Origin of the sequence: Streptomyces sp. NBC_01237 (assembly GCF_035917275.1) — a bacterium.
GTDB lineage: Bacteria > Actinomycetota > Actinomycetes > Streptomycetales > Streptomycetaceae > Streptomyces.
Genome location: NZ_CP108508.1, coordinates 5,475,888 through 5,495,561 on the forward strand (window position 1 = coordinate 5,475,888; position 19,674 = coordinate 5,495,561).

Sequence of the window (19,674 nt, forward strand, 5' to 3'; positions counted from 1 at the left end):
CAAGCGTTTACGTCGTACCCGTGTATCCCCGGTGACGGTAGCAGCCGGGGCGGGGCAGTTCGGGACGACGTACGGACGCCGTGCCTCCGTCGGCGGAGCCGTAGGCTGTTTGCGTGCTCTTGCTCGCCATGGATACCGCCACCCCCGCCGTCACCGTCGCCCTCCACGACGGGAGCTCCGTCGTCGCGGAGTCCGGTCGGGTCGACGCCCGCAGGCACGGGGAGCTGCTGCTGCCCGCCGTCGACCGGGTTCTCGCCGAGGCCGGGGTGAAACTCGACGCCGTGACCGGTGTGGTCGTCGGCGTGGGCCCCGGCCCGTACACCGGGCTGCGGGTCGGCCTCGTCACCGCCGCGACCTTCGGCTCCGCCCTGTCCGTACCGGTGTACGGACTGTGCACGCTGGACGGACTCGCGTACGCCGCCGGGCTCGCCGGTCTGGAGGGTCCGTTCGCCGTGGCGACGGACGCCCGCCGCAAGGAGGTCTACTGGGCGCGGTACGAGGACGGACGTACCCGAACCGGTGAACCCGCCGTCGACCGGCCCGCCGACATCGCCGACCGGCTGGCGGGCCTTCCCGTCGTCGGGGCGGGCGCGCTGCTGTACCCGGACACGTTCGGTGACGCCCGTGAACCCGAGCACGTGGCGGCCGGGGCGCTGGCCGCGCTCGCCGCCGAGCGGCTGGCCGCCGGGGCCGAGCTGCTGCCGCCGCAGCCGCTCTATCTCCGCAGGCCCGACGCGCAGGTCCCGAAGAACTACAAGGTGGTCACCCCGAAGTGAGGACCGCGACCGCTGTGCTGCGCGAGATGCGCTGGTGGGACATCGACGCGGTGCTGGAGCTGGAGCACGAGCTGTTCCCGGAGGACGCCTGGTCGGCCGGGATGTTCTGGTCCGAGCTGGCGCACTCCCGCGGCCCGGGGGCCACCCGCCGCTATGTCGTCGCCGAGGACCCGGCCGACGGGCGGATCGTTGGCTACGCCGGTCTCGCGGCCCTCGGTGAGCTGGCCGACGTCCAGACGATCGGAGTGACGCGTGCGTACACGGGCGCCGGTCTGGGCTCCGAACTCCTCACCGACCTGCTGAAGCACGCCACCGCCTTCGAGTGCGCCACGGTGCTCCTCGAAGTCCGCGTCGATAACACCCGGGCACAGAAGCTGTACGAGCGCTTCGGCTTCGAGCCGATCGGCTTCCGGCGCGGTTACTACCAGCCGGGCAACGTCGACGCGCTCGTCATGCGCCTCCACGTACAGGAACACGAGCACGTACAAGTAGACGAGCCTGTGCACGTACATGAGCACGTACAAGAAACTGAGACTGACTGATGGCTGACGAACCGCTCGTACTCGGTATCGAGACCTCCTGCGACGAGACCGGCGTCGGCGTCGTGCGCGGTACGACGCTGCTCGCGGACGCCGTCGCGTCCAGCGTCGACACGCACGCCCGCTTCGGCGGGGTCGTCCCGGAGATCGCCTCCCGCGCCCATCTGGAGGCGATGGTCCCCACCATCGAGCGCGCCCTGAAGGAAGCCGGGGTCGCCCCCCGCGACCTGGACGGCATCGCGGTCACGGCCGGTCCCGGGCTCGCCGGGGCGCTGCTCGTCGGCGTCTCGGCGGCGAAGGCGTACGCGTACGCCCTGAACAAGCCGCTCTACGGGGTCAACCACCTCGCCTCGCACATCTGCGTCGACCAGCTGGAGCACGGCCCGCTGCCCGAGCCGACCATGGCGCTGCTGGTCAGCGGCGGGCACTCCTCGCTGCTGCTGGCCCCGGACATCACGAACGACGTACGGCCGCTGGGCGCGACCATCGACGACGCGGCGGGCGAGGCGTTCGACAAGATCGCCCGGGTGCTGCACCTCGGCTTCCCCGGCGGCCCGGTCATCGACCGGCTCGCGAGGGAGGGCGACCCGAAGGCGATCGCGTTCCCGCGCGGGCTGAGCGGTTCGCGCGATCCGGCGTACGACTTCTCCTTCTCCGGCCTCAAGACCTCCGTCGCGCGCTGGATCGAGGCGAAGCGGGCGGCGGGCGAGGAGGTGCCGGTACGGGATGTGGCGGCGTCCTTCCAGGAGGCCGTGGTGGATGTGCTCACCCGCAAGGCCGTCCGGGCCTGCAAGGACGAGGGCGTCGACCACCTGATGATCGGTGGCGGGGTCGCGGCCAACTCGCGGCTGCGGGCGCTGGCCGAGGAGCGGTGCGAGCGGGCCGGGATCAGGCTGCGGGTGCCGCGGCCGGGGCTCTGCACGGACAACGGGGCGATGGTCGCCGCGCTCGGCGCGGAGATGGTGGCCCGCAACCGGCCCGCCTCGGACCTGGAGCTGTCGGCGGACTCCTCGCTTCCGGTGACCGAACCGCATGTGCCGGGCCGCCACGGTCATGCTCATGGCCACGACCACGATCACGTGCACGAGATCAGCAAGGACAACCTGTACTCATGAGCGAGCCGACCGTCGCGCTGATGTGGGAGGCCCGTGCCGCCGAGGGCCGGGGCGCCGAGCTCCTGGAGTGGGCACGGGCCAGGACGGGCGAGCTGGCCCGCGAGCCGCTGCGCAGCGAACTGCTGCGCGCCCCGCAGGACCGGGTCCTGGTGATCACGTGGTGGGCGGGGGAGTACGGCGACGAACTGCCCGAACTCCCCGAGCCGGACGCCGGACTGATCACCCGGGCGGTGCACCGCTGGCGCTTCGAGTCCCTCGGCTGATCAGTCCGTCGATGATCGCGCCGAGTTCGTCGGCGACGTCGTAGTCGGCTGCGTACTCGCGCCACCGGTCCTTGACCGCGGTGAGCCGCGGCAGCGCGGCCGCGTCCTCTTCGGTGACCATCTCGGGGAAGTACTGGATGCGCGGCGGATGCTCCGCCCGGCGTGCCGCGGCCCTGCGGAAGACCAGGTCGCCGTAGACGTAGCTCCAGATCGTCCGGTAGGCGCGTACCGACTGAGCTGGGGAGAGCCCGCAGGCGAGGGCGGAGCCGAGGATCTCCTCCACCATCCACAGCGCGTTCTTGTCGGTGAGCTCGCCCAGCGCCAGGATGTCCAGCACCCACGGGAGCCGGCCGAGGATGTCGTGCATGTGCACGGACACGGCGAGCAGCCGCTCGCGCGGATCCTCGGGCAGTTCGGGCCGCGGGAAGGAGTCCGCGGTGCCGGACAGGGCGAGCATCAGCAGCTCGTCCTTGTCCTGCACGTAGTGGTAGAGCGCCATCGGCGTACTGCCCAGTTCCTTCGCCACCCGCCGCATGCTCAGGGCTGCTACGCCCTCTTCCTCGACGATGCGGCGCGCGGTGGCGACCATCACCTCGGGGTCCAGCTTGCGCGGCCGGCCCACGGATCGTTTCGCCGCCGCCGGTTTCTTCTCTGTGCCTGCCACCGGGGCATTGTCCCCCGCGCCCTTCGCCACTTCCGCGCCTCCCCGGCCATGTCCGCCCTTCCGCAGTACCGGCGTACGCCGTTCCGTCGTACCCCGCGCCTGTCGGGCCGCCGCACCGTGATTAATTTCTATACGCGTATAGTAATGATTCGAAGGGTGACCGCGAGGGAAGGGTAAATCGTGAACAATCAGGCGAAGCAGGTGCGTTGGCTGCTGGTGGTGGCTCTCACCGTGCAGTTCATGGTGTCGTTGGACATGTCCGTGGTGAACGTGGCGCTGCCCGACATCCGCAGCGATCTCGGCTTCGGCCGGGACGGACTCCTGTGGGTGGTGAACGCCTACGCCCTCGCCTTCGGCGGGCTCCTCATGCTCGGCGGCCGGCTCGCCGACCTGATAGGCAGCCGCCGCGTCCTGACGGCGGGGCTGGTCCTCTTCGGCGCGGCGAGTCTGGCGGGCGGGCTCGCGCAGTCGCCGGGTGCGCTGGTCGCGGCGCGCGCGGTGCAGGGGGTCGGCGCGGCGGCGCTCGCCCCGGTGGCCTTCGCCCTGATCACCCTCGCCTTCCCGGCCGGTCCCGCCCGTTCGCGGGCCCTGGGGCTGTGGGGCATGGCGGGCGCGGCGGGCGGTGCCGTCGGGGTCCTGGCGGGCGGGCTGCTCACGGACGCGACGAGCTGGCGCTCCGTGATGCTGGTGAACGTGCCGATCGTCGCCTTCGCGCTCGCCGCTTCGGTGCGTACGGGACTCGCCGCCCGGCCCGTGCGGACCGGGGCCCGGCTCGATGTGGCGGGGGCGCTGCTGGCCACCGCCGGTACGACGCTGCTGGTCCTCGGGCTCGTACGGACCTCGGACCACGCCTGGGGCTCCGCCACCACTCTGGGCACGCTCGGCGCCGCGGTGCTGCTGCTGGTGACCTTCGTCGCCGTCGAGCTGCGGACCGCGTCGCCCCTGCTGCGTCCCGGTCTGCTGAAGGAGCGGCCGGTGCTGACGGCGAACCTGTTCTGCCTGCTGCTGGCCTCGGGGCAGTTCGCCGCGTTCTACTTCGTCTCGCTCTATCTCCAGCTGGTGCTCGGGTACGGGCCGACGGCGGCCGGTGCCGCGTTCCTGCCGTTCTGTGTGGGCGTCGTCGCGGGCTCGGTGGCCGCCGCCCGTACGGTCGCGGCGATCGGCACCCGGCGGCTGCTGGCCACGGGCGCGGCGGTGGCCGCGCTCGGGATGGCCGGGTTCGCCGCGACGGCGACGGCGGACGGCGGCTTCCTCTACTCGATACTCGGCCCGTCCCTGGTGACGAGCGTCGGCGTCGGCCTCTGCTTCGTACCGCTCGGCACGGCCGCCACGACCGGTGTCGTGCCCGGCGAGACGGGCATGGCGTCCGGGCTGCTCAACAGCGCCCGCCAGGTCGGCGGCTCGCTGGGGCTCGCGTTCCTGGTCACCGTCGCCGCCCAGGTGACCGGCGGCGGCTCCGGCCGCACCGAACTGGCCTCGGGGTACTCGTCGGCGTTCTGGGTCTGCGCGGGGCTGCTCGCACTGGCCGCGGTGACGGCGCTGGTGCTGCTCCCGGCGGGTGAGCGGGCGGTGGCTCCGGCCGAGCCGGACGGGGCGACGGGCGTGTCCCGATGAGTCCGGGGGCCGTCACGGGGCTACCTTCCACAGCGTCCGGCGCCTGAGCGCCCGGTGTCCCGATGCGCGGCGCCCCGGCGTCCGGTGCCCCTCCGGACGGCTCTACGAGGAGAAGACCATGCAGAAGATCACGACCTTCCTGTGGTTCGACGACCAGGCCGAACAGGCGGCGAACCACTACGTCTCCATCTTCGGCGGTGACTCCCGGATCCTGGACGTCACCCACTACACGGCGGCGTCCCCCGGCGAGACCGGATCGGTGATGACCGTGCAGTTCCGGCTCGCCGGCCAGGAGTACGTCGCTCTCAACGGCGGCCCGCAGTTCCCGTTCACCGAGGCGGTCTCGCTCTCGGTCGACTGCGAGGACCAGGCGGAGGTGGACCGCCTGTGGGACGCGCTCACCGAGGGGGGCGAGGAGAGCATGTGCGGCTGGCTGAAGGACAAGTACGGCCTGTCCTGGCAGATCGTCCCGCGCGCGCTGGCCGAGGTGCTGCGCGATCCGGACCCGGCCAGGGCGGACCGGGCGATGAAGGCCATGCTCGGGATGCGGAAGCTGGACATCCAGGCGCTCCGGGACGCCTGACCGCTGCCCGGCCCTCCCCCCCCGGCCTTCCTCCCCGGCCGGGTCCGGCGGTCAGGGGGAGGTCAGCAGGGCCAGCAGCCGGGCGGGCGCGTCCTCCTGGACCGTGTGGCCCGCGCCGTCCACCCAGATCAGCTCGGACCCCGGAATCCGGGCGTGCAGCCGCTCGGCGAACTCACCGACCAGGAGCCGGTCCTCGCGCCCCCAGATGATCCGGGTCGGCACCGACACCTCGCCGAGGAGCGGCTCGAACGCGTCGGACTGCGCCTGCTCCAGATCCCGGTACTGCCGGTAGAACGCCGCCTGGCCGACCGGCCCGCGCCAGGGGGCGAGATAGGCGTCGAGGACGCCGGGCCGGTATCCCGTATGGGTGGCGTAGCGCAGATGGCTCGTGACCAGTGCCTCGTGGGCGTAGTCGGGGAGCCGCTCGAAGACGTTCGCGTTCTCGCGGATGAGCTTGAAGAAGCCCGTACCCCAGTCGCCGCCGCCCACGGCGTCGACCAGCGTGAGGTGCCGGTAGCGGGCGCCCTCCAGCAGCAGCGCCCGCAGCGCGACGGCGCCGCCGATGTCATGGGCCACCACGTCCGGGGCGGACAGCCCCCAGTGGCCGAGGAGGGCGGCGAACCGCCGCCCCTGGGCGGCCAGCCCGACGTCCTGGCCCGCACGCTGCTCCGACCGCCCGTAGCCCAGCAGGTCGAAGACGAAGACCTGACGGGTGCGGGCGAGGGCAGGGGCGATATCGCGCCAGATGTACGAGGAGAACGGGGAGCCGTGCAGCAGCACGACGGGATCGCCCTGCCCGAACGAGTCCCACCGGATGGCTCCGTCGGGCGTCTCGAAGGTCCTGCCGAGAGTCCAGGTCATGGGGTGCCTCCTGCTTCGGGGATGCTCGACCGCTTCGATGAAGTTACCAGAAGGAGCTTTTAACAGGTAACGGTTGGAGGGGGGGGAGTGACCCGCCGGTAGTGTCTGGGTCATGTCACGCCGTTCGCCGCTGCCGCCGTCCCCGCCGCCCGTGGAGATCCGCTCCTGGCCCGACCGCGAAGCGCTGCTCGCCGACCGGGACGTGGTCCTGGGCGAGCTGGTCAGGATGCATGTGGGGCCGGGGCGGCTCGGGTTGCTGTGGATGTGGGCGGCGCTCGCCGCGCTCGGCTGGTCCCTCGTGGGGACCGGGCTCATCATGTTCGAGCAGACGTACGACGTGATCAGCGCCATCGGTGCCCTGGTCAGCCTCGTCATCGGCGTCGCACTCCTGGTGCCGTCCGCCGTCTTCGTCGCGCTGGGCCTGTCCCGGGACCGGAGGGTCCGTCAACTGCTCCTGGAATGGGGCGCGCTGGACCGCGACCCGGCCCGCGACCTGCGACTGCGCAGGCCCGGAGCCAGTCTCGCCTGGCTGCTGGCGTCCTTCGTGCTGTGCGCGGTCGGCCTGTTCGCGTGCACGGCCGGACCGGCGGGCGCCACGGCCGGTGACCCGTACGGCCTGGTCGTCCTCCTCATGGGCGTCGGCCTCATCGCCTGGGTGGCCGGTCTGATCGGCATCACCAAGGCGCTCACCCACCGCCGTTGGGTGGTGCGGGTCCTGATCGGAGCCGTGTCCCGGCCGCGGGTGCCGGCGGGCGGCGGACCGCACGGCTGACACCTCACCGGCTCATCGGTCCACGGGGTGGCCGATCAGCATCGTCGGGGCACCGGCCACCCGGGTCAGGAACACGGTGGCCGAGTGCGGCCCCCGAAGCTTCATGCGGCGGCGCAGTTCCTCCGGTTCGACCGCCGAGCCGCGCTTCTTGACGGTCAGTACGCCGACCTCCCGCTCCCGCAGCAGGGCCTTCAGCTTCTTCATGCCGAACGGGAGCCGGTCGGTGATCTCGTACGCGGTCGTGTAGGGCGACTCGTACGGCGTCTCGCTCGTGACGTACGCGATCGTCTCGTCGATCAGCCACCCACCGCACCGCTCCACGATGTCGGCGACCAGGTGGGCGCGGATGACGGCGCCGTCCGGCTCGTACAGATAGCGGGCGACGGGGCCGACGGGCGGGGCGGGGAGCGGGGCGGCGGCGACCAGCGTCGCCGCCGAGGGCAGGAGCGTCGCCCGGAACGAGCCGGGCGCGAAGCCCTCGCCGAACCAGAGCACCGCCTCCTTGACGTCGCCGCCGTCCGAGATCCACTCCGCCTCCGCCCGCGGCCCGATCGCCTCGTGCGGGACGCCGGGGGCGATCTTCAGCGCCGCCCTGGGGGCCTTCAGCGCGGCGGCGGTCGCCCAGGACAGCGGCGGTGAGTACGCCTCCGGATCGAAGATCCGGCCCCGTCCGCCGCGCCGCGCCGGGTCGACGAAGACCGCGTCGTACGGGGAGGTGTCGATCTCCGTGACATCGGCGCACCGCACCTCGATCAGGTCCGCCAGACCGAGCGCCGCGGCGTTGGCGCGGGCGACCTCGGCGGTCAGCGGATCGCGGTCCACGGCGAGCACACGGATTCCGGCGCGGGCCAGGGCGATCGCGTCGCCGCCGATCCCGCAGCACAGGTCCGCGACGCTCCGTACGCCGCCGAGCCGCGCGAACCGTTCGGCGCGGTACGTCGCGACCGACGTACGGGTGGCCTGCTCGACGCCGTTCGGTGTGAAGAACATCCGGTGCGCGTCCTCGGCACCGAACTTCGCCACCGCCCGCTGCCGCAGCCGTGCCTGCCCCAGGGCCGCCGACACCAGATCCGCGGGGTGCGAACGGCGCAGCCGGGTCGCGGTGGCCAGCTCCCGCGCGGGGTCGTGGTCCCGCAGCCCGGCCAGCAGCTCGGCGCCCTCGGGCGTGCGCAGGGCGGCGAAGGCGGCGAGCGGGTCCGTGGGGCCGGCGGGGCCGGTGGGGGTAGTTGCGTTCACCCGGCCCATTGTGAGCCAGGCCGGCTGTGAGCCAGCCGGGGGACCGGGCGAGCCCGGCGGCGGTGTCGGGGCGGGGGCCCGGTGACGGGCTGGCAGGATGCGGCGCCATGCAGCCAGTACGACAAAAAGAAAAATTGACCACGAAGAGGCGCAGACCGGGTCACATGGTCCTGGCGGCCCTGCTGGTCGCCGCCGTCGGCTCCGGATGCGCCGCAGGATCGGACGGCGGTGGCGCGGGCACCCCCGGCGGGTCGGCCGAGCCCACCGCCGGTCAGCGGGGCGGGCCGGCCGCCGGGCAGCCGGGCGGCCCGGCCCGGCAGGCCGGACCCGCCCGCGCCCCGGACACGTACGCCCAGGAGCTCAAGCGCAAACAGGCGGCCCGGGCCGTCGCCGCGAAGAAGTGGGGGCTGGCCGCGGTGCCGCTGCCCGCCCCCGCGCCCCCCGCCGTGAAACCGCGCATCACCTCCCGCGAGGGCTTCGAGGTCACGGACGGGGACGCGCTGCCGCCCGTCTTCACCACTGTGCCCACCAAGGAGCGGATCGTCTTCCTCACCATGGACGACGGGGCGGAGAAGGACCCCGAGCTGCTGCGGATGATGACCGAACTCGACATCCCCTACAGCGCCTTCCTCAGCGACTACGTGATCAACGACGACTACGACTACTTCGCGAAGATGCAGAAGCTCGGAGTCACCCTCAACAACCACACGCTCAACCACCGCTATCTGCCCGGACTCTCCCGCGAGGAACAGCGGACGGAGATCTGCGACCAGCAGGCGAAGATCCAGAAGCGCTACGGGAAGCGGCCCACCCTCTTCAGGCCGCCGTACGGCAACTACAACCGCGACACCCTGGTCGTCGCGAAGTCCTGCGGGGTCACCGCCGTACCCCTGTGGTCCGCCGAGGCGTTCCCCGACCACATGGAGTGGCGCGAGTGGGACCGGGACCTGCACCCCGGAGACATCGTCCTGACCCACTTCCGGGGACGCGAGGACTGGAAGGGCTCCATGGCGGACATGATCCGCCGGGTCATGAAGACGATCACCGACAAGGGGTACGCGGTGGCCAGGCTGGAGGACTACGTATGAGCCGCGCGCACCGGCTGCTGGCCGCACTGCTGACGGCCGGTGCGCTGTTCACCGTCACCGCGGGCTGCGCGCAGTCGGTGGACCCCATCGAACGGCTGGGGCGCAAGGCGGCCCAGAAGGTCGGCCCGCGGTCGCCGTCGCCCAAGGCCACCGTGGCCAAGGGCAGTCGCGGCGCGTGCGGCCGGCGCCCCCTCCCGCTCCGGCTCGCCGCACGACGCGAGGGTGGTGAATTGGCACTCCGCTTGACCGAGTGCTAATCGCGGTCATAGTCTCGGGTCTGGCACTCCCCCCTGGAGAGTGCCAGCACCACTGTGCGACAGGGCAGGTCCGGCACCCGCGACGACGGATCGACCTGGTCGCCGACCAAAGACTGTTAAACCCCGTGAGATCTCCGAAGGGGGAGACCGGATCGTGTCGACCACCAGCTCCAAGGTTGCGATCAAGCCGCTTGAGGACCGCATTGTGGTCCAGCCGCTCGACGCCGAGCAGACCACGGCTTCCGGCCTGGTCATTCCGGACACTGCCAAGGAGAAGCCCCAGGAGGGCGTCGTCCTGGCCGTGGGCCCGGGCCGCTTCGAGAACGGCGAGCGTCTTCCGCTCGACGTCAAGACCGGCGATGTCGTTCTGTACAGCAAGTACGGCGGCACCGAGGTGAAGTACAACGGCGAGGAGTACCTCGTCCTCTCGGCGCGCGACGTCCTCGCGATCGTCGAGAAGTAATTCACCCACGTTTGCTTCTGTTCTGCGCCCCTGGTCCCCTGCGAAATAACTAGCCGGGCGGCGAGGGGCGCAGTTCGTTCGAGAGGGAAAGATTCAGCCCATGGCGAAGATTCTGAAGTTCGACGAGGACGCCCGTCGCGCCCTTGAGCGCGGCGTCAACAAGCTTGCCGACACGGTCAAGGTGACGATCGGCCCCAAGGGCCGCAACGTCGTCATCGACAAGAAGTTCGGCGCTCCCACCATCACCAACGACGGTGTCACCATCGCGCGCGAGGTCGAGCTCGACGACCCGTACGAGAACCTCGGTGCCCAGCTCGTGAAGGAGGTGGCGACCAAGACCAACGACGTAGCGGGTGACGGCACCACCACCGCCACCGTGCTGGCCCAGGCGCTCGTCCGCGAGGGTCTGCGCAACGTCGCCGCGGGCGCGTCCCCGGCCTCCCTGAAGAAGGGCATCGACGCCGCGGTCAAGGCCGTGTCCGAGGAGCTCCTCGCGACCGCCCGCCCGATCGACGACAAGTCCGACATCGCCGCCGTGGCCGCGCTCTCCGCGCAGGACACCCAGGTCGGCGAGCTCATCGCGGACGCGATGGACAAGGTCGGCAAGGACGGTGTCATCACCGTCGAGGAGTCCAACACCTTCGGTCTGGACCTTGAGTTCACCGAGGGCATGGCCTTCGACAAGGGCTACCTGTCCCCGTACATGGTGACCGACCAGGAGCGTATGGAGGCCGTCCTCGACGACCCGTACATCCTGATCCACCAGGGCAAGATCGGCTCCATCCAGGAGCTGCTCCCGCTGCTGGAGAAGGTCATCCAGGCCGGCGCCTCCAAGCCGCTCCTGATCATCGCCGAGGACGTCGAGGGCGAGGCGCTCTCCACCCTCGTCGTCAACAAGATCCGTGGCACCTTCAACGCCGTCGCGGTGAAGGCCCCGGGCTTCGGTGACCGCCGCAAGGCCATGCTCGGTGACATCGCCACCCTCACCGGTGCGACCGTCATCGCCGAAGAGGTCGGCCTCAAGCTCGACGGCGCCGGTCTCGACGTGCTGGGCACCGCCCGCCGCGTCACCGTCTCCAAGGACGACACGACCATCGTCGACGGCGGGGGCAACTCCGACGACGTCAAGGGCCGCGTCAACCAGATCAAGGCCGAGATCGAGTCCACGGACTCCGACTGGGACCGCGAGAAGCTCCAGGAGCGCCTCGCGAAGCTGGCCGGCGGCGTGTGCGTGATCCGTGTCGGTGCCGCCACCGAGGTGGAGCTCAAGGAGAAGAAGCACCGTCTGGAGGACGCCATCTCCGCGACCCGCGCCGCGGTCGAGGAGGGCATCGTCTCCGGTGGTGGCTCCGCTCTGGTCCACGCCGTCAAGGTCCTTGAGGGCAACCTCGGCAAGACCGGCGACGAGGCCACCGGTGTCGCGGTCGTGCGCCGCGCCGCCGTCGAGCCGCTGCGCTGGATCGCCGAGAACGCGGGCCTCGAGGGTTACGTCATCACCTCGAAGGTCGCCGAGCTCGACAAGGGCCAGGGCTTCAACGCGGCCACCGGCGAGTACGGCGACCTGGTGAAGGCCGGCGTCATCGACCCGGTCAAGGTCACCCGCTCCGCGCTGGAGAACGCCGCGTCGATCGCGTCGCTGCTGCTCACGACCGAGACCCTGGTCGTCGAGAAGCCGGCCGAGGACGAGTCCGACGCCGGTCACGGCCACGGGCACTCCCACTAGTACGCACCCGGCACGACACCGAGGCCCGGTACCCCCGTCGCGGGGGCACCGGGCCTCGGTGCGTTCCACCCTGCCGGGTGCGCTGTCCCCGGACCCCTGCTCCTCAATCGCCGGAGGGGCTGGGTTTTGGGGGCACTGCCCCCGGACGCCTGCTCCTCAATCGCCGGAGGGGCTGGGTTTTCGGGGGGCTGTCCCCGGACGCCTGCTCCTCAATCGCCGGAGGGGCTGGGTTTTCGGGGGGCTGTCCCCGGACGCCTGCTCCTCAATCGCCGGAGGGGCTGGGTTTTGGGGGCACTGCCCCCCGGACCTCTGCTCCTCAATTACCGGAGGGGCTGGGTTTTCGGGGGGCTCGGTTTATTGAGCCCGCCCGGCGATTGAGGGCATCTTTCAGCCTGTCCGGCGTTTGAGGACCGGGGTCCGGGGCGGAGCCCCGAGGGGTCACGCCGAGTGGCGGAGCGCCCCCGGCGTCACCGGATCCGCGAACGGCAGTCCCCGGGCGAAGCGTTCCAGCTCGTCCAGCGACTGGTCGGCCATCCGATGCAGCTCATTGCCCAGCGACCCCGCGACGTGCGGGGTCAGCAGAACGTTCGGCAGGTCGTACAACGGGGACTGCGCCGCCGGGAGTTCGGGCTCCGTGACATCCAGCACCGCGTGCAGCCGCCCGCTCACCAGCTCCGGCAGCAGCGCGTCCTCGTCCACCAGCGAACCCCGCGCCGTGTTGATCAGCGTCGCCCCGTCCGGCAGCAGCGCCAACTGCTCCGCGCCGATGAGGTGGTGCGTGGCCGGGAGCTGCGGCGCGTGGACGGAGAGGACCGAGCTGTCCGCGCACACCTGCGCCAGCGACGCGGAGCGGACACCCAGCGAGGCCGCCTCCTCGGCACCGACGTACGGGTCGTAGAGCGCCACGTCCAGATCGAACGGCCGCAGCAGTTCGATCACCCGGCGGCCGATGCGGGACGCTCCGACGATGCCGACGGTACGGCGGTAGTTGCCGGTGGCGTCCAGCTCGTGGAGCCAGTCGTGGTCGGTGCGCAGCTCGCGGTAGCGCCGGGCCGAGTGCAGGACGCGCTTGTTGGCGAAGAGCACCGCGGCCACCGTGTATTCGGCGACCGGCAGCGCGTTCGCCCCCGCCGCCGAGGTGACGGCGATCCCGCGTTCCCAGCAGGCGTCGGTGATGTGGTGCTTCACCGACCCCGCGGCGTGTACGACGGCGCGCAGCCGCGGGGCGGCGGCCAGTACCTCGGCGGTGAGCGGGGTCGCGCCCCAGCAGGTGAACAGCACCTCGGCCTCGGCGAGCGCGGCGGCCACCTCGGGCGTCGGAGCGGCCAGGTCGTGGCCGACGAGCCGGGGGTCCGTCCGGGTGAGGGCGGTCAGCCGGGTGCGGTGGTGTGCGGCGAGGAGGCGTTCGGCGATGCCGGGAGCCATCGCCAGCAGGGCCTTCGGCCGGTTGTCAGTGGCGTGGGGCATGGTGGGACTCGTACTCCTCAGGGCTCGCGCGGGCGGTCCGACGGTCACTTGACGCTTCCGGCGGTCAGGCCCGCCTTCCAGTGCCGTTGCAGCGAGACGAAGGCGACGATCAGGGGGATGACGGCGAGGAGGGAGCCGGTGACGACGAGCGGGTAGAAGCTCGGCTCGCCGTGGGTGTTGGTGTTCCAGGAGTAGAGACCGAGGCTCAACGGGAAGAGCTTGCGGTCCGACAGCATCACCAGGGGGAGGAAGAAGTTGTTCCAGATCGCGGTGAACTGGAAGAGGAAGACCGTCACGAAGCCCGGCATGACCATGGGCAGACCGATCGACCAGAAGGTGCGCAGCTCTCCCGCCCCGTCGATCCGGGCGGCCTCCAGCGCCTCGTTCGGGATGTAGCCGGTGCAGAACACCCGCGCGAGATACACACCGAACGGGTTGACCAGCACCGGGATCAGCACCGACCAGTAGGTGTTGACCAGCCCGATCTTGGACGCCAGGAGATACATCGGCAGGGCCAGCGCGGTGGTGGGCACCAGCACGCCCATCAGGACCAGGCCGAACAGCTTCTCCTTGCCCCGGAATTCGTACTTGTCGAAGGCGTAGCCCGCGGCGACGCAGATCAGCGAGCAGACGATCGCGCCGCCGCCGGCGTACAGGAGGCTGTTGAGGTACCAGCGGAAGTAGATGCCGTCGCCGTAGGAGGCGAGGTTCGACAGGTTCTCGCCGAGGTTGAAGCCGTCGAAGGAGAAGGCGTTGCCCGCGAGCAGGCCGCCGGTGTCCTTCGTGGCGGCGGTGACCAGCCAGACGAGGGGGAAGAGCATGTAGACGACCGCGAGGAGCAGGAAGCCGTTGACCGCCGTCTTGGACATCCAACGGCTGGGGCGAGTCGATGAGTTCATGCCTTCTTGCCCTTCCGGCCGGTGAAGCGGGTGACGACGAAGGAGAGCAGCGCGGCGGTGAGGGCCAGCAGGATGGAGGCGGCCGCGGCGAGCCCGTAGTCGTTGCGCTCGAAGGCCGCGGTGTACGCGTACATGTTCGGCGTCCAGGTGGAGGAGACGGCGGAGCCCGTTCCCTTGTTGAGGATCAGCGGTTCGGTGAACAGCTGGAGCGAGCCGATGATCGTGAACAGCGCGACCATCGCCACGGAGGCGCGGATCAGCGGGACCTTGATGGACAGGGCGATCCGCCAGGTACCCGCACCGTCGACCGTGGCCGCTTCGAGTACGGACCGGTCGATGGCCTGGAGCGCGGCGTAGAAGATCACCATGTTGTAGCCGAGCCATTCCCACAGCGCGATGTTCACGATGGAGGGGAGAGCGCCTTCGGGGGAGAAGAAGTCGAAGCCGATCCCCCCGGACTCCATGGCGCTGACGACCGGGCTGAGCTGGGGTGTGTAGAGGTAGACCCAGATCAGCGCGGCGATGATGCCGGGCACGGCGTGCGGCAGGAAGAGCGCGAGCTGGAAGAACCGGCGGGCACGGGCCAGCGTGGAGTCCAGCAGCAGGGCGAGGGCGAGGGCCCCGATGAGCAGCAGCGGAATGTAGAACAGGCAGTATCCGAGCAGGACGCCGAAGCCCTCGCGGAAGGCCCGGTCGCCCAGCGCCGCCGCGTAGTTGTCGAGGCCGCTGAAGACGGTCTCGGTACCGCCGAAGCCCAGTCCGGACTGCTTCTCGGTGAACAGGCTGAGCCAGACCGCGTATCCGATCGGCACGAGCATGGCCAAGGTGAACAGTACGAAGAAGGGCCCCAGCAGGACGGCGGCGGCTCTGGTTGTCCGGGCGCGCTTCATCAGCCGGCGTCCTCGACCTTCAGGCCGCGCTTCTTGAGCTCGGCGACGGTGGCGTCATGGCCCGCCTGCACGGCTTCGGCGATCGTCGAACCGCCGCTGGCGACCTTGCCGAACTGGTCCTTGATCACGGTGTTGGATGTGCCGGTCGTCGGGCCCCAGGCCCAGTTCTGGCCGATGGACGTCGCGGCGCCCTCGAACACCTGGTAGATGTCCGTACCGCCGTAGAAACTCGCGTCGAACGACTTCTTCGCGACGGGACGCAGCTCGGCCGCGGCCGGGAAGGCGCTCGACGTGCCGGATTCGATACGGGCCTTGATGCCGTCCTCGGTGGTGGACATCCAGGTCGCGAACTCGACGGCGGCCTTCGCCTTCTTGCTGTTCTTGGACACCGCGAAGGTGGAGCCGCCGAGCATGCCGCTGGCCGGCTTGCCGTCCCAGCTGGGCATCGGGGCGACCGCCCACTTGCCGCTCTGCTCGGGCAGCGTGCCCTTCAGGACGCCCGCGCCCCAGGCGGCGCCGAGGTAGCCGACGGTGCCGCCGTTCTTGAGGGAGTTGGTCCACTCCGGGCTGAAGGAGGCGTTGGCCCGGATCAGGTCGTCGTCGAGCAGTCCCTGCCAGTAGTCGGCGACCTTGGTGGTGGCCGCGTCCTTGGTGGAGACCTTCCAGGTGTCGCCCTCGGCCTTGTACCACTGGGCCCCGGCCTGCCAGGCCATCGCCTGGAAGGTGGTCGGGTCGTCCGGGAAGAAGGTGCCGATACGGGCCTTCTTGTCGGCCTGCTTGACCTTCTCGGCCGCCTTGCGGAAGTCGTCCCACGTGGTGGGGACCTCGACGCCGTACTTCTTGAACAGGTCCTGGCGGTAGTAGAACGCCTGCGGCGAGGCGTCGAACGGAACGGCCCAGTTCTTGCCGCCCAGCGTGGTCAGCTCCACCGCCTGCGGCAGCAGCTTCTTCTTGACGTCGTCGGTGACGTACGAGCTGATGTCCTGGAGCGCGCCCTGGCTGACGAACTCGGGCAGCTGCGGGTACTCGATGCTGACCAGGTCGGGGGCGTTGCCCGCCTTCACCGCGTTGGAGATCTTGGCGTAGCCGCCCGCGTTGCCGGAGGGGATCTCCTCGTAGACGACCTTGATGTTCTTGTGCGAGGCGTTGAACGCGTCAACGACCTCCTTGGATCCCTTGGCCCAGCCCCAGAAGGTGACGCTGACGGGCTTTCCGTCACTTCCGGGGGCTGCGGAGTCGTCACCGCTGCCGCCGCAGGCCGTGAGAACGGCGAGGGCGGTGGCGGCGCCGACTATGACATGGGACGTTCTGCTCCGACTGCGGCTCACAGCGTGGCTCCTGAACAGGCGACGACATTGGCGTTGGCCGTGATCCTTGAACCAGCCGTGACCGAAGTCAAGAGCGAAAGATTGATTGATCGAAAAAAGATCAAATAAGTTACGAACGGAAGTGGTCGCGGAGGGGCCCGGCGGCCTACCTCAGCGGGTGCCCGCAGGAGGACCTGACCCGCAGTTCGGGGAGCAGCGTCAGATGCCGGCGCGGGGCGGCGCCGCCCGCGCCGCGGGCCCGCGTCAGCCGCTCCACCAGCAGCTCCGTGGCGTGCCTCCCCACCTCGCGCTTGGGCGGGGCGACCGCCGTGAGCGGGGTGTCGGCGAGCGCCGCCACCTCGTCGTCGTACGCGATCAGCGCCAGGTCGTCCGGCACCCGGACGCCCAGCTCGGCCAGTCGCTGCACCACCTGGATCGCGTCCACGTCGTTGTGGATCAGCGCCGCCGTGGCCACCCCCGACCGGACCGCGTCGCGCAGTGCCAGCACCGCGTCCTCGAAGCCCTCCGGCGCCAGCTCCGCCGGTACGGAATCGATCACGTCCTGCGGGGCGCGCAGTCCCAGGATGCGCAGCGCCTCCTCGTACCCGGAGCGCACGGCCACCGCTGTCGGGGAGTCGGCGCGGGCCATCAGCAGCGGTGCCCCGTGGCCCAGGTCCACCAGGTGGCGCACGGCCAGCAGCACCCCGTGGCCATGGTCCGAGCAGACCCGGTCCAGGGCGTCGAGCGGGGAGCCGGCCGCGGGCTGCCGTTCCAGGAGCACGGTGGGCACGGGCAGCGAGGTGATCCAGTCGCCGAACGCCGCCGGGTCGCCGGGCCGCCGCCACCCGGGCGCGACGAGCATTCCCTCGGCGCCCGCCGCGAGGAGGCCCTCGGTGCGGGCGTGGTCCTCCTCGGGCCGGTAGTCGGAGATGCGCAGGATCAGCCGGGCCCCGGCCCGCGCGGCGGCCTCGTGCGCCCCGCGGATCACCTCGGCGAAGTAGTACGTCGCGGAGGGTGCGAGCATGCCGAGGACCAGGCCGCTGCCCGCGCCCGCGCCGCCGGGGCCGGTGGCGCCCGGACCGGTGGCGGCGCCGGGCGGGGGCACGGCGTCCTGCGGCCAGGACACGGAACCGTGCACCCGGTCGAGCAGGCCCCGTACCGCCAGGTCCTCGACGTCCCGGCGGATCGTGACGGGGGAGACCCCCAGCTGGGAGGCGAGGTCCGAGACCCGGGCCGAGCCCCGTTCGCGTACCAGCTCCAGCAGTCGGTCATGGCGTTCAGCAGCACTTTCGCGCACGGCAGCAGTCCCCTCGCAATGTGTGACCCGGTCTCCGGTCCGGCCACTCCCGGAGCCCTGTCCCGACCCTAGTCCAGCGTGATCGAACGATGGCAGTTTCGATCATTCAAACGCAATCCATTGACGTTCGATCAATCGGCGTCCAGGATTCCGGCGATGCCGACCGATCGAGCGATCCGAGCCATGCGACCGATCCCGGCCGGCCGACCGATCCGATCGGCTGATCCGACCGACCGATCCGAACCGACCCTGACTGTTCGTACGGAGGAATTGTGAGACACCGCGTCACCGCAGCCGCGCTCGCTGCCCTGACCGCCGCCGCCGGGCTGACCGCCGCGGGAACGGGCACCGCGCAGGCCGCGCCCACCGGCCGTACCCACCACGTCGACTGCTCCGCCACCCCCGGTACGACAGCGGCCGACGGCAGCAGGGCACGGCCCTGGACCGGTCTCGACGAGGCGAACGCCCAGACCTACGGCCCCGGCGACCGGCTGCTCTTCCGGCGCGGTGCCACCTGCACCGGCACCCTCGCCCCGCAGGGCGGCGGCTCCGCCCGCGCCCCGTTCACCATCGCCGACTACGGCCACGGGTCCGCCCGCGCCAAGCTCGACGGCGCGGGCGCCCACGATGTCGTCCTGCTCTCCAACACGCAGTACGTCCATCTCAAGGCCCTGGAGATCACCAACGCCGACAACCCCGGCAGCGAGCGCAACGGCGTACGCCTGCGTCTCACCGACTACGGCACCGCCCGCGGCTTCAGCGTCTCGGGTCTCTACATCCATGACGTGCGCGGCGGCGACTTCAAGACGCTCACCGGCTCCAGCGCCATCCACATCGCCGTCGAGGGCAAGGCGAAGGCCAGCCGGTACGACGGTCTCGACATCGGCTACAACCGGATCGAGAACGTCGACCGCGAGGGCATCTACTTCAAGTCCACCTTCTCCAAGCGCGATCTGGTCGGCGAGCAGCAGGACCCGAACGTCTACCCGGGGGAGTGGACGCCCAGCACCGGCGTCCGTATCCACCACAACACGCTGAAGTCCCTGGCGGGCGACGGCATGAAGCTGGACACCACCAGCGGCGCCCGCGTCGACCACAACAGGATCGACGGCTTCCAGCTCCGCTCGCCCTCCGCCAACGCGGGCATCTGGACCTTCAACACCGACGACACGACCGTCGAGTACAACGACGTCTCGGGCGGCGGAAACACCCACGACGGCATGTCCTTCGACGCCGACGGCGCCTCGCGGAACACCGTCTTCCAGTACAACTACAGCCACGACAACAAGGGCGGCTTCCTGCTGGTCTGCCCCTACAGCGGAGCCAAAACCATTGGCACGGTCGCCCGCTACAACGTCAGCCGCAACGACGGCGCGCGCCTCATCCAGAACTGCTGGGGCCCGATCCTCGACACCCGGATCTACAACAACACCTTCGTCAACAGCGCGGAGACAGTGCCCGGTCACCTCGTCCAGGACGACGCCGGAAGCCCCGCCACCACGCAGCACGAACTGTCCATCCGCAACAACGTCTTCGTGAGCGAAGGCACCGGCGGCTACGCCTTCAAGAACCCGACCGCCGGCCTCTCCTTCGACCACAACGCGTTCTACGGCATCGACATGACCCGCCCCAACCCCGGTGGCATCACCGCCGACCCGAAGCTGCGCCCCGACTTCCGGCTGGGCAAGGGCTCGCCCGCCCTCGCCGCCGGAACCGTGATCGAGAACAACGGCGGCAAGGACTACTTCGGCAACAGGCTGAAGCCCGGCGCCCCCAACATCGGTGCCTACGCGGGCCGCGGCGTCAGATAACGGGCCCCGCGCCCCAGCCCGTACCACGGGCACCACACGTAACAGGGGT

21 protein-coding genes are annotated in these 19,674 nt (G+C 70.8%); 13 read left to right on the plus strand and 8 right to left on the minus strand.

Annotation, left to right across the window (positions count from 1 at the left end; genetic code table 11):
- Nucleotides 1-128 precede the first annotated feature (128 nt).
- Genes tsaB through OG251_RS24620 form a run of 4 tightly spaced genes read left to right on the plus strand, consistent with a single transcriptional unit; the run spans nt 129 to nt 2,693 of the window.
- On the plus strand, nt 129-776 hold the full coding sequence (tsaB, locus tag OG251_RS24605; RefSeq protein ID WP_326681397.1) for a tRNA (adenosine(37)-N6)-threonylcarbamoyltransferase complex dimerization subunit type 1 TsaB: 648 nt from the start codon (nt 129-131) through the stop codon (nt 774-776).
- On the plus strand, nt 773-1,318 hold the full coding sequence (gene rimI, locus OG251_RS24610) for a ribosomal protein S18-alanine N-acetyltransferase (protein ID WP_326679176.1): 546 nt from the start codon (nt 773-775) through the stop codon (nt 1,316-1,318). The genes tsaB and rimI overlap by 4 nt, the downstream gene beginning before the upstream one ends.
- On the plus strand, nt 1,318-2,430 hold the full coding sequence (gene tsaD / locus OG251_RS24615) for a tRNA (adenosine(37)-N6)-threonylcarbamoyltransferase complex transferase subunit TsaD (protein WP_326679177.1): 1,113 nt from the start codon (nt 1,318-1,320) through the stop codon (nt 2,428-2,430). Before rimI ends, tsaD begins: the two co-directional genes overlap by 1 nt.
- Nucleotides 2,427-2,693: a hypothetical protein gene (locus OG251_RS24620; protein ID WP_326679178.1), complete on the plus strand. Its 267-nt coding sequence runs from the start codon at nt 2,427-2,429 to the stop codon at nt 2,691-2,693. Before tsaD ends, OG251_RS24620 begins: the two co-directional genes overlap by 4 nt.
- On the opposite strand, the gene OG251_RS24625 is transcribed toward OG251_RS24620, so the two are convergent.
- The gene (locus tag OG251_RS24625; protein ID WP_326679179.1) at nt 2,650-3,357 is read right to left on the minus strand and encodes a TetR/AcrR family transcriptional regulator; all 708 of its coding nucleotides are present in this window, start codon (nt 3,355-3,357) and stop codon (nt 2,650-2,652) included. The two genes, OG251_RS24620 and OG251_RS24625, sit on opposite strands and share 44 nt — an antisense overlap.
- Nucleotides 3,358-3,597: 240 nt before the next feature.
- Between OG251_RS24625 and OG251_RS24630 the strand changes: the two genes are divergently transcribed.
- Nucleotides 3,598-4,971 carry an MFS transporter gene (locus tag OG251_RS24630; protein WP_326681398.1) on the plus strand — a complete coding sequence of 458 codons (1,374 nt, stop codon included), beginning with the start codon at nt 3,598-3,600 and terminating at the stop codon, nt 4,969-4,971.
- A gap of 118 nt (nt 4,972-5,089) precedes the next feature.
- Nucleotides 5,090-5,554, plus strand: a complete 465-nt coding sequence (locus OG251_RS24635; protein ID WP_326679180.1) for a VOC family protein — start codon at nt 5,090-5,092, stop codon at nt 5,552-5,554.
- A 51-nt stretch (nt 5,555-5,605) separates the two neighbouring features.
- Here the strand turns inward: OG251_RS24635 and OG251_RS24640 are convergent, their stop codons facing one another.
- The gene (locus OG251_RS24640; protein ID WP_326679181.1) at nt 5,606-6,415 is read right to left on the minus strand and encodes an alpha/beta fold hydrolase; all 810 of its coding nucleotides are present in this window, start codon (nt 6,413-6,415) and stop codon (nt 5,606-5,608) included.
- A 112-nt stretch (nt 6,416-6,527) separates the two neighbouring features.
- On the opposite strand from OG251_RS24640, the gene OG251_RS24645 reads away from it, so the two are divergent.
- The gene (locus OG251_RS24645) at nt 6,528-7,187 is read left to right on the plus strand and encodes a hypothetical protein (protein WP_326679182.1); all 660 of its coding nucleotides are present in this window, start codon (nt 6,528-6,530) and stop codon (nt 7,185-7,187) included.
- A 12-nt stretch (nt 7,188-7,199) separates the two neighbouring features.
- Here OG251_RS24645 and OG251_RS24650 read toward each other — a convergent pair whose 3' ends face one another.
- Nucleotides 7,200-8,432 (minus strand): class I SAM-dependent methyltransferase, encoded by a 1,233-nt coding sequence (locus tag OG251_RS24650; protein WP_326679183.1) that lies wholly within the window; start codon nt 8,430-8,432, stop codon nt 7,200-7,202.
- A gap of 98 nt (nt 8,433-8,530) precedes the next feature.
- Here OG251_RS24650 and OG251_RS24655 point away from each other — a divergent pair, with 98 nt between their 5' ends.
- The 4 genes from OG251_RS24655 (at nt 8,531) to groL (ending at nt 11,954) form a co-directional block, all read left to right on the plus strand.
- A complete protein-coding gene (locus tag OG251_RS24655; RefSeq protein ID WP_326679184.1) occupies nt 8,531-9,511 on the plus strand; it encodes a polysaccharide deacetylase family protein in 981 nt (326 codons plus the stop codon).
- A complete protein-coding gene (locus OG251_RS24660) occupies nt 9,508-9,768 on the plus strand; it encodes a hypothetical protein (protein WP_326679185.1) in 261 nt (86 codons plus the stop codon). Before OG251_RS24655 ends, OG251_RS24660 begins: the two co-directional genes overlap by 4 nt.
- A gap of 154 nt (nt 9,769-9,922) precedes the next feature.
- Entirely contained in the window at nt 9,923-10,231 is a 309-nt protein-coding gene (groES, locus tag OG251_RS24665; RefSeq protein WP_003966899.1) for a co-chaperone GroES, read from the plus strand.
- Nucleotides 10,232-10,331: 100 nt separating this feature from the next.
- On the plus strand, nt 10,332-11,954 hold the full coding sequence (groL, locus tag OG251_RS24670) for a chaperonin GroEL (protein ID WP_073718310.1): 1,623 nt from the start codon (nt 10,332-10,334) through the stop codon (nt 11,952-11,954).
- A 438-nt stretch (nt 11,955-12,392) separates the two neighbouring features.
- Here the strand turns inward: groL and OG251_RS24675 are convergent, their stop codons facing one another.
- From OG251_RS24675 to OG251_RS24695, 5 genes are all read right to left on the minus strand, one after another.
- On the minus strand, nt 12,393-13,421 hold the full coding sequence (locus OG251_RS24675) for a hydroxyacid dehydrogenase (protein WP_326679186.1): 1,029 nt from the start codon (nt 13,419-13,421) through the stop codon (nt 12,393-12,395).
- Nucleotides 13,422-13,465: 44 nt separating this feature from the next.
- A complete protein-coding gene (locus OG251_RS24680) occupies nt 13,466-14,320 on the minus strand; it encodes a carbohydrate ABC transporter permease (RefSeq protein ID WP_326679187.1) in 855 nt (284 codons plus the stop codon).
- Nucleotides 14,317-15,210: a carbohydrate ABC transporter permease gene (locus OG251_RS24685; protein WP_326679188.1), complete on the minus strand. Its 894-nt coding sequence runs from the start codon at nt 15,208-15,210 to the stop codon at nt 14,317-14,319. The genes OG251_RS24680 and OG251_RS24685 overlap by 4 nt, the downstream gene beginning before the upstream one ends.
- Nucleotides 15,210-16,538, minus strand: coding sequence for an ABC transporter substrate-binding protein (locus OG251_RS24690; protein ID WP_326679189.1), 1,329 nt, complete (start codon nt 16,536-16,538; stop codon nt 15,210-15,212). Before OG251_RS24690 ends, OG251_RS24685 begins: the two co-directional genes overlap by 1 nt.
- Before the next feature lie 145 nt (nt 16,539-16,683).
- Nucleotides 16,684-17,814: a substrate-binding domain-containing protein gene (locus OG251_RS24695; RefSeq protein ID WP_326679190.1), complete on the minus strand. Its 1,131-nt coding sequence runs from the start codon at nt 17,812-17,814 to the stop codon at nt 16,684-16,686.
- Nucleotides 17,815-17,903: 89 nt separating this feature from the next.
- On the opposite strand from OG251_RS24695, the gene OG251_RS24700 reads away from it, so the two are divergent.
- The gene (locus tag OG251_RS24700; RefSeq protein WP_326679191.1) at nt 17,904-18,038 is read left to right on the plus strand and encodes a hypothetical protein; all 135 of its coding nucleotides are present in this window, start codon (nt 17,904-17,906) and stop codon (nt 18,036-18,038) included.
- A gap of 48 nt (nt 18,039-18,086) precedes the next feature.
- The gene (locus tag OG251_RS24705; protein WP_326679192.1) at nt 18,087-19,625 is read left to right on the plus strand and encodes a right-handed parallel beta-helix repeat-containing protein; all 1,539 of its coding nucleotides are present in this window, start codon (nt 18,087-18,089) and stop codon (nt 19,623-19,625) included.
- Nucleotides 19,626-19,674: the final 49 nt, after the last annotated feature.

Coding starts and splice junctions, on each gene's coding strand:
- tsaB (WP_326681397.1), top strand. CDS start 129: ATGGATACCGCCACCCCCGCCGTCACCGTCGCCCTCCACGACGGGAGC.
- tsaD (WP_326679177.1), top strand. CDS start 1,318: ATGGCTGACGAACCGCTCGTACTCGGTATCGAGACCTCCTGCGACGAG.
- OG251_RS24620 (WP_326679178.1), top strand. CDS start 2,427: ATGAGCGAGCCGACCGTCGCGCTGATGTGGGAGGCCCGTGCCGCCGAG.
- OG251_RS24630 (WP_326681398.1), top strand. CDS start 3,598: ATGGTGTCGTTGGACATGTCCGTGGTGAACGTGGCGCTGCCCGACATC.
- OG251_RS24635 (WP_326679180.1), top strand. CDS start 5,090: ATGCAGAAGATCACGACCTTCCTGTGGTTCGACGACCAGGCCGAACAG.
- OG251_RS24640 (WP_326679181.1), bottom strand. CDS start 6,415: ATGACCTGGACTCTCGGCAGGACCTTCGAGACGCCCGACGGAGCCATC.
- OG251_RS24645 (WP_326679182.1), top strand. CDS start 6,528: ATGTCACGCCGTTCGCCGCTGCCGCCGTCCCCGCCGCCCGTGGAGATC.
- OG251_RS24650 (WP_326679183.1), bottom strand. CDS start 8,432: ATGGGCCGGGTGAACGCAACTACCCCCACCGGCCCCGCCGGCCCCACG.
- OG251_RS24655 (WP_326679184.1), top strand. CDS start 8,531: ATGCAGCCAGTACGACAAAAAGAAAAATTGACCACGAAGAGGCGCAGA.
- OG251_RS24660 (WP_326679185.1), top strand. CDS start 9,508: ATGAGCCGCGCGCACCGGCTGCTGGCCGCACTGCTGACGGCCGGTGCG.
- groL (WP_073718310.1), top strand. CDS start 10,332: ATGGCGAAGATTCTGAAGTTCGACGAGGACGCCCGTCGCGCCCTTGAG.
- OG251_RS24675 (WP_326679186.1), bottom strand. CDS start 13,421: ATGCCCCACGCCACTGACAACCGGCCGAAGGCCCTGCTGGCGATGGCT.
- OG251_RS24680 (WP_326679187.1), bottom strand. CDS start 14,320: ATGAACTCATCGACTCGCCCCAGCCGTTGGATGTCCAAGACGGCGGTC.
- OG251_RS24685 (WP_326679188.1), bottom strand. CDS start 15,210: ATGAAGCGCGCCCGGACAACCAGAGCCGCCGCCGTCCTGCTGGGGCCC.
- OG251_RS24700 (WP_326679191.1), top strand. CDS start 17,904: ATGGCAGTTTCGATCATTCAAACGCAATCCATTGACGTTCGATCAATC.